Below are 16,542 nucleotides of genomic sequence, written 5' to 3'. Positions count from 1 at the left end.
GCCCGGTTCCATTTTGCGCGGGCCGCCGATGCCGATGGTGACATCGGCCTCGATGCCGCGCTCCACGAGATAGCGGGCCGCCTCGACGACGCGTTCGCCGTTCGGGTTGATGACCACGACGTCGTACAGGCCGTGCGGCATGAAGCGCATGTCGAACACGGCACGGATATGCGTGGCGTCCAGCACCTGCCAGCGCTCCGACTCGGCCTCATGCACGCCCGGACGGACCAGCTTGACGAGCGCGCCCGGCTTGAAGCTGGAGCCGTAGATGTCGAGCGTGACCCAGCGATGGTCGTTATCGCCGGTTCCGCCCTGGTCGGGCGTGACCTTGGTGACCGATAGCGGCAACAGTTCGGCGCGCAACTGGACCGGTGTATTGGCCGCGCTCTGGCGGGCCCTGACCAGCACGTAATAGTCGCCTGCCTTGGTGCTCGGAATCACGACCTGCTGATCCACCGACAGCGGGTTGCTGTAGGCGGCATCGAACGCAAAGCTGGTCGGTATATCACCGTAACGGATGAAGAGCTCGTTGGCGCCATCGGCAGCCGATGAATCCAGCAGCACACGCAGCGTCTCGCCGCTGCCTACCGTGATCTTGTAGAGCCTTTCCTGGCCGGCGCTGAGCGTGGTGCCCAGCGTGTTGGCGATTTGCAGTGCCGGCACGGTCGTCTTGATGGTCGACGACGAGGCCGTGCGATTGTTGGCTTCGCCCGGCGCCATGTTCAGGCCGGTCGATGTATAGACAATCTTCCCTTCGTAGACCTCGTTGTAGATATCCGGACGGACGATGATGCGCCAGTTGCCGTCGCGCAGCGGCGGCAGCTTGGCCTTGAGGACACCTGTGTAACTGCCGTTGGCGCCCAGGTTGCCGACATGCTCAGCCTTGCCGAGCAGCACGTCGCCAATATCCCAGTTGCCGTCGGCGGACAGGTAAAGCGCATCGGTCCAGCGGCCGTACGCAATATTGTTCGAGTCATTGGCGATGGTGAAGCTGATCTCCACTTCATCGCCAACTTCCGCTTCGGCCGGCACATTGATGCCGTTGACCTTCAGGTCCGCAGGCGGTGGAAGCTCGATCAGGATCGGCTGGACCGTTGCAGTGGCATTGTTCTGGTCCTTGCCGAATTCGCGCACGAAGCCGAATTCCTTGCCGCCCCATATGTTGTTGGGGTCGGTTACGACGAAGAGGTAGTACGGGCCTTCCAGGTTGCCCGGGGCAGTCACCTGCAGGGTGTGGCTGTAGCTGCCATCCGCCGCCAGTCCGCCGGAATGCGACACATAAGCGACGTAGGTATCCTGGTTGACGTCGAGGAAGCGGTCCTTGGACAGGTACACCATGTCCCACCACTGCGACTGGTCGGCCGGTGTCGCGCCTCCCTGGTTGACGACGCGGTAGGTCATCTGGAATGTCTGTCCGGCCAGGACGCTGGGCGGACTGGTGACTTCCGCAACCTGCAGGTCGGGCGGCGTCGCCAGCGTGACCGGCAAGGCCACGGATCTCGTGTTGTTGCCCTCTCCTGCGAATTCGCGAATGGCGCCGGGAGCGTCATCGGGACGTGAGTACAGCAATGCAAGAGAGTTCAGGCCCTGGCGTACCGTGCTGTCGCCGCTGTTTAGCTTCTCAACGATCTGTGTGTCGGTCTTGACGATCAGGCGGAAGTCGCCGCTGATCGAGTCCGGCAGGCGGATCTTTGCCGTGCGCGTATACGACTCGCCGGGCTTGAGGTAGTCATTCCGGCCGTCGTCCGGCGTGGTGTCGCTGCCGGCCATGACCTGTCCAACGATCAGAGCGTGATCGCGCAGGTCCAGGGAGCCGTCACGCGACAGGTAGATGCCGTCATACCAGGTATTGGTGCGTGTCGCGCGGTTACCGCGATTGGTCACGGTATAGGTGACCGTCACTTCCTGGCCCGATACCGGGTTGGTTTCCGAGAGGACGATGCTGTCGACCTGCAGATCCGGTTCCTGGTAGGTGATGCGAAGAGCGGCGCTGTTGATATTGTTTTCAAGCTTTCCTGCCTCGTATACGGTGCCGTGGCGGGAATACCGCTCCTTCGCGTAATACTCGGACACGAAAGCATTATCGTCCGCGTAAGCCGACGTACCCAGGTCACCCTCGTTGTTCGGCCTGTCGGCCTTCGGCTTGAAGTCCTGAGCGGGACTGGCCACCCGTCCAAATTCGTTGTACGCAACTCCATCAATGAGCACGACGTATTCATTGTCGGTGATGACGTATACGTAGTAATCGCCGTCAGCGCCTTCAGGCAACGTGGCCTTGATCGAAGTCGTGTAGGACTGTCCGTTCGCCAATCCGTGGACATTGGAGTGGGTTGCGGTGCCAACCAGCGTCGCCCGGCTCGGAATGAACGTCGGGTCCTTGCTGATGTAGACCGCGTCAAGCCAGTTCTCAGTGCGCGGCCACACGGACTCGCCGAAGTTGGTCACGGTCCATGTGATGACGGACTCCTCGCCCGAGAAGTTTTCCGGCTGGGTCACGATCGAGGTCACACGCAGGTCGGCGGGACGGCTGGCCACCACGGAAAGCGCGGAATGGATGTTGTTGGTCTCGACCGACTCTTCGATGCTGTCGCGGGATTCAGTGACGACGTGCAGGTAGCGTCCTGCGACCGAAGGCGCAAGATGCACGGTCTGGTTAACGCTGTAGCTCTCACCGTTGCCAAGGTTGCGCGACTGGTTAATGCGGGCAATCTCCCACTTCTTCGTCGAAGCGTCGAAGTCTGGGGAATCGGTGAGGTAGACAACATCCAGCCATTGCCCCTTCAGCGCATCGCCCTTGTTCTGGACCGTATAGCCGAAGGAATAGTCGGCTCCGGAAAACGCTGTCTGCGGCGCGGTAACCTGGGTTACCGCAAGGTCGACGACCGGAACGGTACGTCCGATGATGCCGATGGCGCGCGCCTTGTAGTTATTGTTGTCGAGCTGGGTCGGATCGTCCGGATTCACGTTCGAGGCGAGCGTGTCCTCCAGGATAGCGTCGTAGGTATCGCTCCAGACGGTAATGTAATAGCTGCCGGTCAATGCATCGTCCGGGATGGCGACCTGCGCCGTGGCGAGATAGTCTTCGCCGACGGCAAGGTTGCCGAGATGGGTGAACGAGCCGAGCAGCCTGTCACCCTTGTGGGCGCCCGGCCGGGTCTTGTCGCGCGCCAGCCAGATGGTATCGGTCCAGCTATTGACGGATGCGGACTCGCCGCGGGTCGTGCCGCTGCCACTGTTGGTGACCTTGTAGCGCACTTCGATGCTGCTTCCATGCACAGCCTGGTCGGGCGCGACAACGCTGCTGGTGACCAGGTCGCCGAAGGGGACTGCATCGACGTAAAAGTTCGCTGCGCGGACGTTGTTGGCTTCGTTGGGATACTCGTCAACCTGGTAATTGCCGTCTGCCTGGATGATCAGGTAAGCGTCGCCACGGAAGCGGATCGGAATATTGACGAGCGCAGTCTCGATCGTATAGCTCTCGCCAGGCGCCAGCGCCGAACCATTGGTGAATTCGCCAATGAGCTGGTCGGTGCCGTTGAGATACGGATCGAGCGACAGGTAGACCTTGTCCGTCCAGCGTCCGCTGGTCGCCACCGAACCCATGTTGGTGATGGTGTAGCGGATGCCTGCGCCGGTGCCGGAAGTGACATGCGCCGGAACGGTCAGCATGGTGACCCTCAGGTCCGGCCGCGGGTTCATCTGGATCGAGGTATCGGCCGCTCTTGTCAGGCTGTTGTTGGTGCGTGCCGCCGGGTCTTCATAGACCGTGTTGGAGATGTTGCTGGTGACCTTGATGCGGTACAGCCCTTCGATCTTCGCGGGAACACGGATCTGTTCGGTACGGGTGTAACGCACGCCGGCTTCCAGGCCGCGATCGTACTGGAACTCTCCCAGCACGATACTGTTTCCGCCCGCGACCGGGACCAGCTCGACCTTGTCGGTCCAGATGCCGGACGCAGAAACCTCGCCCTGGTTGAGGACCGTCCAGGAGATATCGATCAGGCCCCCTTCGGCGGCAATCTCGGGCGCAGTGACGCTTTCGACCTTCAGGTCAGGCGACTTCGACAGCTCGACCGGCAACACCAGGCTGTTCCTGTTGTTGTCACCGAACACGAATTCGAACGGGCCGGACGAATTGGAGGAGCGCACATGCAGATAGTACGTACCCGAAATACCCTGCGGCAGGACGACATCCAGGCTGGCGGCATAACGATCTCCGACCATCAGCCGGCCGAGGTGGCTGACCGAACCGAAGTTTGCAATACGATCGGAACCGTCCGCCTTGCTGCTCAGCCAGACCTCATCGGTCCACGTTTCCTTGTTGGTGATGCCGATGCCGTTGTTCACTACTTCCCAGGTGATGCGCAGCGGACGTCCGCTGGCGGCATTACCTTCGGTCGTCAGCGCGGCCACCTGCAGGTCGGCGTAAGCGACAGGCATGATGTCGACGTTGTGGTCGGCCTTGCCTACATTGTTGCTCTCGACATTGTTTTCGAACACTTCGGCGCGTGCATCAACTGACACGAAGAGCTTGTAGCGTCCGACGCTGCCCGGCGGCAGGTACAGCTTCTCATTGCGCGTATAGGATGCGCCAGCCGCGAATGCGCCTTCATGGCGGTACTCAGCCACGGTCCAGTCATCCTCGTTCCCAAGGATGTCATCCTTGGACAGGACGATACGGTCGGTCCAGGCGGAATTGACCGCACCGTAGCCCTGGTTGGTGACTTTCCACGACAGGTTCAATGGTGCCGGATCGTCGATCACGATCTCCGGCACCACGATGTCCGACACGGCCAGGTCGGCAGGCGCATCGAGCCTGATCGCGGCGGACAGGGCATTGTTGCCAGTGCGGCCGTTCTCGGGAATGGAGCGAGCGCCGTTGGTATCGACAATGACGAAGAAGCCCCCGGTCAGATTGCCCGGCAAGGTGATGGTAGCCGTTCCGGTATAGCTCTGGCCCGGTTCGAGGAAGCCGCTGTGCGTGATTGCGCCGTTGAGCACGATATCATCGGCGCTAAGCGTGCCGTCGCTCGAAAGAATGACGCGATCGGTCCACTGCGAAAGGTCGGTCACCGCCACGCCGTCATTGCGCACCGTCCAGGTGATCTTGATGCTTTCACCGCTGCGCGCGGCGGCCGGCACACCGCTCAGGCTTTCCAGTCGCAGGTCCGAATAGGAATCGCCGCGCTGGGAAGTCTTCTGGATGACGGCGCTGTTATTGGTTTCTGCGTTGTTGGTGAGATTGGTTTCATACAGGACGCCCAATCCTGCCGTGTTCTGGTCGGCGGTCACCGTGAAACGGAGCTCGCCCGTACCGCGCAAGCCGCCCGGCAAGCGGAAGGTGAAGCTGCGTTCGCGATATTCGCCCGGTTTGATCGGGCCGGCCGAGGCGTCCAGCGCTTCGTAGCGCAGGCGCGTATCGAGCAGGACCAGGCTGGCGTCGAGATTCCTGACGACGATGCGGTCGTCGAATCCGATATTGGTTGAGCTGCTGCCGAGGTTCCAGTCTTCCCATCGCAAGGTGACCAGATCGCCTGCGAGCAGGCTGTCGGCCTCGATGCGCAGGTTCCTGACGACCATGTCGGGGCCGGAATTGACGATCAGCTGGGTCGTGTTGTTTGATTCCCCGGTGCCGGCGACGTTGGCTTCGGGGATCTCGGACGCACGATCAGCAATGACGCGCACCGAGAACCGGCCGGAAGCAGAGGCGCCCACAGGCCAGTTGAAACGTCCCTCGCGGCTGCGCGACTGCCCTGCCGCAAGGACACCGTCGGACAGCAGGTCACGCAGGTTCACGACCGCCACCAGTTCATTGGTGGAGAGATTGCGCACTTCCAGGCGCTCGCTCCACGGCAAGTCTACATCCCTCGTGCCGCGGTTTGCGGTACTCCAACGCACCGTGACTTCTTCTCCCGGCTGGTAATCGCTGGACGGACTGAGGGTGACATCCTCGACAACCAGGTCTGCATAAGGTGACAGCGTGACCGTGGTCTCCAGGCTGGCGGCATTGTTGCTCTCGCCGGTCGCAGTGGCGTTGCCTTCCTTGAGCACGTTATCGGCGTCGGTCAGCACAACGACGCTGATCCGGCCGGCCGCAACCGAGCCGTCCGGCAGACGGATATCGATGCTGCGCGTCCGCGCTTCACCCGCGCCGATGGCGCCGGAATCAGCTTCGTCGTAGGGCACCGATACGCTTGCCAGCACCTGGCCGTTGTCCAGGTTGCGGATCACAATGCGATCATTCCAGCTGCCTTCAGCCGGGAGCTGACCGCGGTTTTCGACAACCCACTCCACGCGCACGGTCTGGCCAGTCTGCAGGTCCGAGGCCGGACTGAGTGTCAGGCTGTTGAGCGCCAGGTCCGCTGCCGGCTTGACCACGATGGTGTCCAGCACGACCGGCGGATTCTCCGGCACAGGCACGACGTTGAAGCTGTAGTTCAGGAACGCGTTTGTGTTGTAGCTGCGGCCTTCCAGCACCAGCAGATAGGAGCCCGCCATCGTGAACGTCTGAGGCTCCACGTCGTAACTCAGGCCATCACGGAAAACCTGGTTCCCTGCCGGATCGTACAGGTGCCACAAGCCATCGGCCGACAACTTGGTGTCGAAGAAGTACCTTTCGCCCGCATTGGCATCGAAGCGATACATGGCAATGCCGTTACCAGGCGTGAGCGTGTCGGTCACGACCGTTCCCGCCGTGATCGTCGATGCGGTGGCCGCATCGACAGTACGGAACGAGAAGTTGACGTTGGATGTCGATTTGTTTTCGACGGTCAGGTAATAGTCGCCCGCAGCAAACTGCTGCATGTGGTCGCTGCCGTAGTAGTCGTTCATCGACTTGTAGAAGACCTTGCCTTGCGGACCAGTCATCTGCCAGGCCATGCCACTGACTGCCGTCAGACTGTCGAATGCGATCCACGCCGCCTGATCGAGATGCAGCTTGTAACCGTAGGCGGTACGGGCTTCGGCCGTGCCGCTGATCGTGCTGCCGATCTCGATCGGCGTGTCGATCAGCTGCATCACCTTGAACGTGTAGGTTTGCGCGTTGCTGCCGTTGGTATTCTCCCCTTCGAGGACCAGCGTATAGGCGCCGGTCTGCGCGATGGCGACGGCTTGCGATTCGAGGTTGTAGTTCTTGCTGGCGTTGAAGACCTCCTGTCCGCTCGGATCGAAAAGGCGCCAGTAGCCGCTGAAGTTCTTCAGATCCTGGAACAGGTAACGCTCACCTTGTACCGCATCCAGGCGATACACAGCCGTGCTGCTGCCGGGATTGAGCGTGGCGTTGACGGTCTCGCCCGGCGTGAGGACGGTCGCACCGCCCTGGTCGAGGACCCTGAACCGGTAGTTGACATACCCGCTCCACCACGAGTTGTTGGTCGCATTGATGGTCAGCACATAGTCGCCTGCCGCAAGCATCTGCATGGCGTCCCGTGAATAGCCTGGATGGGCAGTGCCGGTGAATACCTGCCCATCCGGACCGTCGAGTCTCCAGGACGCGTAGGCGGAAGATGCACTGCCGACAATGTTGTCGAACGCAAGCCAGGCCGCCTGATCGAGGTGCAGCGCGAAGCGGACCGGGTTGTACGTATACACCGTCCCTGTCAGCGTGGTATTGAGCGGGAGCGGAAGCATCCCGTTACCGACGGTAAAGCGGAACGACTGTTCTTCTGTCTGTGCAGCCGGAAGGTCGAACAGCAGGAAGTATTTTCCTGATTCCCATAGGTTGTAGCGTCCGCCGTTGCCGTTGGCGTAACCGCTGGCGACCTTTCCGGAAGGCCCATAGAGGTGCCATGTCACGCCGGAGGCAGCGCCGTCGGTGAAGAAGTATTCGAACTGATCGCCGGAGTCGACATCGAAGGAGTAGATCCGAAGGCTGTCATCCGGTCCGAGCGTCAGATCGACATCGCGCAAGGCAACGATCGGCGTGGCGCCAGCAGACGCGACGTCGACGAGCTTGAAATCGATCGTATCGACAGACGGCAGGCCGTAATCCGGCCGGATGCGCAAGACGTAGCTTCCTGCATTGTCAATGGAGATTGCCGACGACCAGGCGTTGTTCAGTCCCCCGGAAGCGATGATGTCGCCGTAAATATTCAACAGCTCCCACTGCAGGTTGCCGCTGTCCGACAGGACATCGAGCCACAGGTTTGTGCGGCCGGCCACATCAACCTGGTAGCTGACCGCTCCGTCGGGGCCCGGTACGCCGGTGGTGGCCTGGTTGAGCGTCAACACGAGAGGCGCGGCCGGTGTGATCGTTTCGAGCGCGAAGGTATAGGTGGACGCATCCGGATTGCCGGAATCGGGATCGGCACTCCAGAGCAGGTAATAGCTGCCGTCGGACGGCAGATCGCGCAGGATCTCGCTTTCGTCGAGGGCATGGCCGCTGGCCAGCACTTGGCCCGACTCGTCCACCAGATGCCAACTTCCAATGAGCGTGCCGGTTTCGACCGGCGAATAGAGCACACTGTCGCCTTCGATCGCATCAAAGCGGTAGACGACGGTCTGTCCAGGTGCAAGCGTGCCGGTGGTGTCGGTACCCGTAACCAGTTCGCCAGCTGCCGATTCGATGTTCAGCAGGCGGAACGTGAAAGGATCGGTGCCCGGCACGTCGTTCTCTTCCGAGAGAAAACGGATCGTATAGACGCCTTCCGTCAGATGGATCGGCGCCTCGCCTTCGTAGTTGGAATAGAGCTCTTCGCCATCCTCATCCAGGATGGTCCAGTGTGGCAGGCTGTCGCTCATGCTCTCCAGCCACAGCAACGCCGGTTCGTCCAGCGTCAGCTGGTAGGACAACAAGCCGTCCGCAGCAGGCGTGCCGGTCGTGACCTGGTCAGGCGACACTGCAGCCGGTACGCCTTGCGCAACATGGGTGAACCTGAAGGAGTAGTTGCTCTCGGTGCCATCCCAGCTCTGGTCAGTATCCCAGACGATGAAATACTCGCCGGTCGATGGCAGGTTGCGAAGAATGCGGTTGCTGTCAATCCATGCGGTGCCATAGAATCCACTCGCTCCGCCTTCGATCCACTCTCCACCTTCGATCCACTCTCCGCCTTCACCGCCGCCGGGTTCGCTCAGGTCCTGTCCGGATGCGTCGAACAGGCGCCAGCGGCCGTTCAGACTGCCGAGGTCGATGGGCGCATAAACCAGGCTGTCGCCGGCTGTTGCATTGAAGCGATATGCAAGCGCCAGGCCAGGCAGCAGTGTGCCGGTCGACTCTTCGCCGGACAGTGCCGGCGCATCCTGCATATCGAGCAGGCGGAACTTGTATTCGCCGTTGTAGCTGCCGAGTTTCAGCTGGTATGTGCCAGCCTCCAGCAGGAACATCCGGTTAAGGTAAGAATCGCTGTTGCCGTAATACCAGTATCCGTCGTCGATCTCCTCGCCGTCGCGCATCAGCTTCCAGCCGATGTCGTAGTTGTTGTCGCCCATGACGACGTCCAGCAGCACGAGCTGCTCGCTGTCGAGTGTGAAGGTATAGATGTCGGAGACCGAGTTGTCCAGCGTGCCTGCGTTGAGCGCCCCGAAAGTCAGCGGATTGACACGCTCGGTGACGCGGTCCAGCTCCAGTGTGGTATTGGCCTGGGTATTGGCGCTGTCATGGTGCAACGCGATGTAGTACGTGCCATCCTGAGGAATGCTCACGCGCTGGAAGGAGGTGTTGCCTTCATAGGCCCAGCCCACCGAATTCATGTTGGAGTCGTAAATCGTCCACGAACCCGTGCCCGGCGAGCGGAAAATGATGTCGCCCGCGGTGAACGACGCCTTGAACAGGCGCGGGCCGTTGCTTACCACATCCGATTCGATCGTCACAAGCGGAGCCTGGCCGCTGCCATCGATACGCAGGCTGAATTCCACATCGGACGATTCACCATATTGCGGTTCGATGACCGTCAGCGCGTACTCGCCCGCTTCCAGTCGCACAATATTGGCAGCATTGGGATGGGCGTAGAAATTTCCGTCCGTCACGGTGCCGCTCGTGCTGACCAGCCGCCACTGCAATTGCCTGCCATCGCCGGATTTTCCCGAAATGGCAACCAACCCGGGCTCCGTCAGGGTGAAGCGATAGCTCTTGCTGGAGTTCGAAGTCAGCTCGGACGTAACCGATGTGCCAAGCAGGAACGTATCGCCTGCAGGAAGAAGATCGGTGTGGCTGTCCAGCGTCAACGCAAACGCATAGTCGGTTTTTTGCGTGTTGCCGAGTTCGCCGTCGATCAACAGCGTATATACGCCGCTGCGCGTAAGGTTCTGGCTTGTTACGTCACCAAGTGCATCACTGGTTGCCGAATGCGCTGAAATGACCAGGCTCCCATCAGGGCCGAGCAAGCGCCATGAAATGCCACCGCCGGTCAGTGCGGACGGAACGATGGAGATGAGGTCGCCGGCTTGGGCGCTGAAGCGATGCGCGACCGATTCGCGGCCTGTTGCCAGGCTGCCGGTGAGCGGCGCGCCGAGGGCCGCGCTGTTACCGGCGACCTGGTCCAGAGAAGCAATGCGGAAACGGAATTCGGGTGCAACGCTGCTCGGCTCTTCCAGGGTACTCGGACGGGCGATCTTCAGCTGGTAGCTTCCTGCCGCCAGGTTGATCATCCGGTTCGACATGAAGGTATCGGCGTCGAAACTCTCGCCCCGGATGAAGCCGCCGGATTTGTAGCTGAGGGTGTAGGTGAAATCGGCGCCGCCTTCGAGCGCATCGAACAGCACCGAGGTGGCCGTCGCGAGCGTGAACTCGTACACGATCTCGTCGCCCGATGCCGGGAATGCACCGTCGATGGTCTCGCCGACCGTCAAGGCATCAGGAGCGAGCGGCGACATGCCAATGGTGTACATCAGGCTGGCTGCGGAATCGCCCTTGCCGAAAACGACCAGCACATACTGCCCTGCATCGAGTTCGGAGGTGTCGCGTGTTACACCACTCGGATTGCGGCCATTGTCGTAGACGATGTAGCCGTTGCGGTACAGCGCCCATTCGAGCTGGCTGGCATCCGCCGTCGCGAGATCAATCCTGAGGCGTTGGCGTGTGTCCAGTGTGAAGCTGAAGGCGGCGACATCGCGTCCTGTCGCCAGCGACATTTCGGTCGGTGCGGCAGGCAACTGGGCCGGCGCCGTCGTGTCGAGCAGCTGTACGCGGAAGTCGCTACCTTCTTCGTTCATACCCGAGATGGTCAGCACGTAGTCACCCGCAGACAGGTGGACGAAGCCGTCCGGCCCGCCGGGGACAAGATCGTCCCAATCGAGAGAAACATCGCCCGCCGGAACCAGGCGCCAGCGCATGCCCTCCTCCGAGCCTGCATCGCTGATGAGCAGGCTGCGCGGCGAATCGAGGCTGATACGGTAGCTGCGATACTGGCTCGGGCCCGTCGTGGAACCTTCGATGATCTGCCCCAGCACGGCGTCCTCGATGACCTGCTCCACGCGGGTGAGGTCCAGCGTATACGAATACGGACCTGTATTTTCAAGGGAACCGTCGACGACAATCAGGTATTCGCCCGACTGTCCATCGGGGAAGAATTCGTAGTCCGCATCCGCCAGGTCGAGTGTGGCAATCTTTTCGCCGGATGGAGCATAGATGGTGATGGTACCAGCCGCATCGCCTGCGGCGGCCGCGCGCAACAGCACATGATCAGTGGACTGCAGCGTGAGGCGGTACATGTTCGCAGCCTGCGGCAGCGCTTCGGTGGCTGCATGGCTCACACCCACGTCCAGTGTGGAAGCGACCGTCACGTCGAGCAAACGAAAACCGTAGGCGCCCGGCACCGGCACCGAGGAGGAATTGCCCTGAAACACCAGGCGGTACTCGCCTGCCGCGAGATCGGCCACGTACAGGCTCTCATTGCCGTTGCTGCTTGCGACCGTTTCGCCTCCCTCGTCGAAGAGTGCCCAGGCGATGTTGGTACCAGACAAGCCATCCAGCAGCACTCGCTTTTGTGAATCCAGCGTAAATGTCCAGGTTTCGGATACACCGTATGCATCGATGCTCGAGTTGACGGTACTGCCGAGCGTTACTGCACTCTCGCGGCTTCGTACGAGTCGTGTCGAGAAGTTCAATTCGACAGGCTGGGTATTGGACAGCGCACCTGCAATGAACAGGTAGTACCGTCCGGCAGCCTGCAGCTGCAGGCTCGTATCCCGATTTGCCTCGTCCGGATCGATGATGTCATTGCCGGCAGCATCCATCAGCCAGATCCGCGCCGTAGCGGCCGGCACGTTCAACGCGTCATAACTGAAGTAGTCGCCGGCGGCCGCATCGAATGCAAGCACGGTGGTGGAATTGCCGGGTGCCAGTGTGATCTGGTGCGGGCCGTTCAGCGCCTGCGCAGGTATCGCGTTCAGGTCATGCAGGCGGAAGCGGACCGGTCCGGCGGAATTCGACTGCGACCAGACTTTCAGCGTGTAGTTGCCGGCGACGCTGGCATTGAGCAAGGCATAGTCCGGGCCATTCTCGGCCGAGCCGAAGGAAACACCGTACCGTACGGAACCATTGGGTCCGATGAGATCCCAATACAGGTCGTTGCTGTTGACGAGGCTGTCGAACAGCAAGGTCGTGGGCTGTGCGAGCGTAAAGGTATAACTGGCCGTCTGCCCTGGTGCGTCGAGCGCATCGACGATGTCAGTGTCGAGGGCCATGGGCAGCGTCTTCTGCGTTGGACGCCGCAAGGCAATGTCGATATCGGCCGCAACGTTGGCGCTTGCGTTGACGGCGAAGTAATAGACGCCCGGCGTCAGCTTGAACGGCGACGAATCCCAACGCGCTTCGGAACCGCGTTGATAAACCCCGCGCTGGTTGTATATCCCCCAGGTAGTGGCCCAGCTTCCGGTGTTGGAGTTGGCCATGAGATCGACGAAGACATCCTGCTCTTCCGTCACGACCAGCTTACGAATGACTGTCCTCTCGGCCGGCGTGAGGGACGCGTGGAGCGATTCCGAGATGCCGAGAACCGTGGCCTTGGACAGGTCGCTCAACCTGAAACTGAAATTGTCGGTCCTGGTGTCCGGATGCGAGACCAGCAGCTCATATTCGCCGGCTGGCAGTTCGAGAATCTGCATGCCATTGATAAAGCTGCGCTGGCTGACCTCGGTACCGCGCGGTCCCTTCAGTGTCCAGTCGGACGTGCCGGTTCCGGTGCTCACCATGACGGTTGTCGGCCGCTCAAGGATGAAGCCGTACTTGACGCTTTGACCGAAATCGGTGAACGAGCCCGTGATCAGCGTGTCGAGCGACAGCGTCGCCTGCGTGACGACTTCGGGGATTACATTGAAGCTGTAGCTGTATGGCGCCGAGCCGTAGCCCACGCCTGTACCGTTCTGATAGTTGCTGACGACGACGAGGTATTCGCCGGTGGCCGTCATTTCAATGCCACCCTGGTCGTACTGCAGGTTGCTCGAATGGATCACGCGCCCGAATGGATCGATGATCAGGAAGGCGCGGTCGCCGGTGATGCCGTCGAAATAGATGCGCTCGCCCTTCGTGGCGCTGAATCGGTGCAGCTGTGTGGCGTAACCGGGGTCCGCCTTGCCGCTGTAAGGTGTTCCGGGTGTCAGGGTCGCCGCCGCGTCGCTTGTAAGAACACGGAACTTGAAGGTGGATGGAACCGTCTCCGTGGTCCGCACGGAAAGCGTGTAGCGGCCGGCAGCCAGTGCCAGCACCTGCGCATGGTTCCCCCCATCAGTCTGTCCGAAGGAAGTCCAGTCGCGGACTATTCCATGCGGCCCGCTCACTTGCCACTGGCCGTTGTAGGTCTGCGAGACTGTGGTTTCGAGCAGGTCGAAAATGGCAGTGGTCGGCGTATCGAGCGTGAATGTATAGCTCGCGGTATCGTGCGCACCGGCGACGCTGCCCGAGATGACGTCGTTGAAGACCAGGGGGGCGGTCTGAACGGTCTGACGATTCAGCCTGAACGACAGCGTGGTGGTACCGGACTGGTTGTAGGTCGGTTCGTTCCATACCGTGTAAGTGCCTGTCGAAGTGGCAGTGAATGACTGCGATCCGGTCGACAGCGTGTTCACAGTCCGCCCGTACTGGTCCACTACTCGCCAGAATCCGCCGCCGGAGGTCTGGACGATGCTGAAGGTTTCTCCTGCAGCTGCCGTAAAGCGATAACCGATGCTGGCATTGAATGGCGAACGCGTCCGGGAAATGGCTTCTCCGAAAACCAGCTCGGGCTGGGTCGCGGCATCCAGCAGCTGGAATGCAAATGCGCCGGTACCGCTGGCGGCCCGAATAGTCAGCGCGTATTCACCGGCGACCAGATTCAGGACCGGATCGCCGGCATTGGCGTCGCTGGACTGGAAGTTGCGTGCATTGACTTCGACGCCGCGCGGGCCGACCAGGGTCCAGGTCCGGCCCGACGAATTGGTCTGCGAGTCAAACAGCAGGACGCTGTCGGCAGTGAGCGTGAAGCGGTAGGTCTTGGTTGCACCCAGCGTCGGAAGGCTGCCGCTGTATGCATTGTTCAGCATTAGCGCGTCGCCCGGAGGCAGCGCCGTTTGCGGTTCATTGCCCGCTGCATTGAACTGGAAGCTGTAGTCAACCGGCTGCGCATTGTCGCTGCGTCCTTCGATGAGCAGCGTATAGGTGCCGCCAAGGGCAAGCGTAAACGCCACTCGGTCCGCATTCAGGTCACTCGTGCCGGCCGCGTCGCGCCCGTAGGCGTCGATCAGGCGCCATGTCGCCGCACCGCCGGTGACGAAAGTGCTGTCAAACGAGAGACGGTCGCCCGCCGCCATGGTGAAGCGATACGCCGTGCTGCTGTTGCCCGGCGAAAGCGTGCCCGTCGTCGCGCTTCCCGGCGTCATCGCAGCGGCCGCACCGAGATCGAGCAGCCTGAACCCGTAGTTGCCCACGGCGGCGCCGACACCCTTGACGACGAGCCGGTAGTCACCCTCCGGCAGGATCGAAACCGCAGCCGCGGCCTGGTCGAACGGCACGTCCGCCAGTTCCACTCCTCGCGGCCCCTTGAGCGTCCAGCGCAGGTCATTACGGTTGGTGAGGCTGTCCAGCACAAGCTGCGTCGTGCCGGAAAGTGTGAAGTCGTATGTCGCAATCTGTCCGGGAACCGTCAGGCTGTCGGATACCGTTCCGGCCAGCGTGGCGGATGCCACGAGATCGGTCGGACGATGCAGGGAGAACTCGTAGGAAATCGGGTCGGTCGCAACGGTCGCGGCCTCTGCATCGAGGACCAGCCAGTATTCGCCGGCGGACGTGACGGTGATCCGGTTACGCGCATCGGTCAGGTAAGCCGCCTGCATTACGCGTACGCCATAGGCGTCGACCAGGCTGGCTTTTACCTTGCCGTTGGTTTGCGAACGTCCTTCCAGCATGATGCTGTCGCCGGCCTGCAGCGCGATGCGGTACAGGCGCGAGCCAAATGCCTCGATGGTGTCGGTGATGATGCTGCCCGGCGTCATGCTTGCGGCACCGGCACCTGTCAACAGCCGGAATTTCGGTGCGCCGAGTGTGGCCAGGTCACCGTCGATCGTCAGCTTGTAGTCACCGGCGGGAAGATGCAACCATGCGGACTCGCCGTGCAGCGCTTCCGCATTCAGCATGCGCCGCGCAACTTGCTGGCCTGACGGTCCGGTCAGCGTCCAGTAGAACTGTGCGGAGCCGCTCAGGTCGTCGAACATGACCGCGGTCTGCTCGGAAAGGCTGAAAGTGAAATCGGCACTCTTGCCGAAATGATCGATGCTGGCTGTCGTCGTCTGGTTTAAGGAGACGGCCGTGGTGGTGTCAAGGACCGGTTGCAGGTTGAAGTTGAGATTGACCGGGGTCGTGTTGCTGTTCGCGCCTTCTATCAACAGCAGGTAGGCGCCGGAGCGCGCCACCGTGAACGTGTCCAGATCGGTGTTCGCATTGGAGAGCGAACCTTCCTGGCGACCGAACGGATCGATCAGGCGCCATTTCACCGTGCCGCCGTTAAGCGAATTGCTCTTGAAGAAGAACTTGTCGCCTGCCGTGGCATTGAAGCTGTACACCGCGGTCTTGTTGCCCGCGTCCAGCGCCAGGTTGATGTTGGTGCCTGGGGTGAGTGTCGCGGCGGCACGGGCATCGATCACGCGCAAGCCGTAAGCGCCGGTGGCATCTCCGGAAGCATCGACCGTAAGCTTGTACTTGCCCGCAACCAGTTCGTAGGCGGGAGCCTCCCAGTCGCCATCGGTAGAGCTGAACGAGCGGTTGGCCACCTGCCCGCTCGGACCTTCGAGCTTCCAGGACATGTTGGAACGGTTCGTCAGGCTGTCGAACACGACGCGGGCCGATTCCTCGAGGGTGAATTCGAAGCGATCCTGCTCGCCGGGAGCTGCGATATCGCCACTGATCGTCAGCGCCGCGGGATTGACGTCGCCTGCCAAGAGCACGCGCGGTTCGAGCGATTCGAACTTGACCTTGCGCGCGCTTGCGGGAGCTGCCTTCGCCTTTTCGGGAGCCGGTGCAACATTCAAGGCGGGCTTGGCCTTGAGCGCGTTGCGTACTGCACTGAGCAGCGGCGTCAATTTGGCTTTCTTGTTTTTGTTTTTGCTGGAACCGTTCTTCATCCCTGGCTTGGTCAT

Annotated in this window: 1 protein-coding gene (cut by a window edge); it reads right to left on the bottom strand. The window is 61.3% G+C overall.

The features are described 5' to 3' along the window. Nucleotides 1-16,542 carry the 5' portion of a tandem-95 repeat protein gene (locus tag ACYVIA_RS00720; RefSeq protein ID WP_460836921.1) on the bottom strand. Its footprint begins 21,777 nt before the window's first position, so only the first 16,542 of its 38,319 coding nucleotides appear in the window; its start codon is at nt 16,540-16,542; its stop codon lies beyond the left edge, outside the window.

It is taken from the genome of Noviherbaspirillum agri, assembly GCF_054780595.1.
The sequence above is the reverse complement of the archived record's forward strand: the minus strand, read 5'-3'. Positions and strand labels throughout refer to the sequence as shown.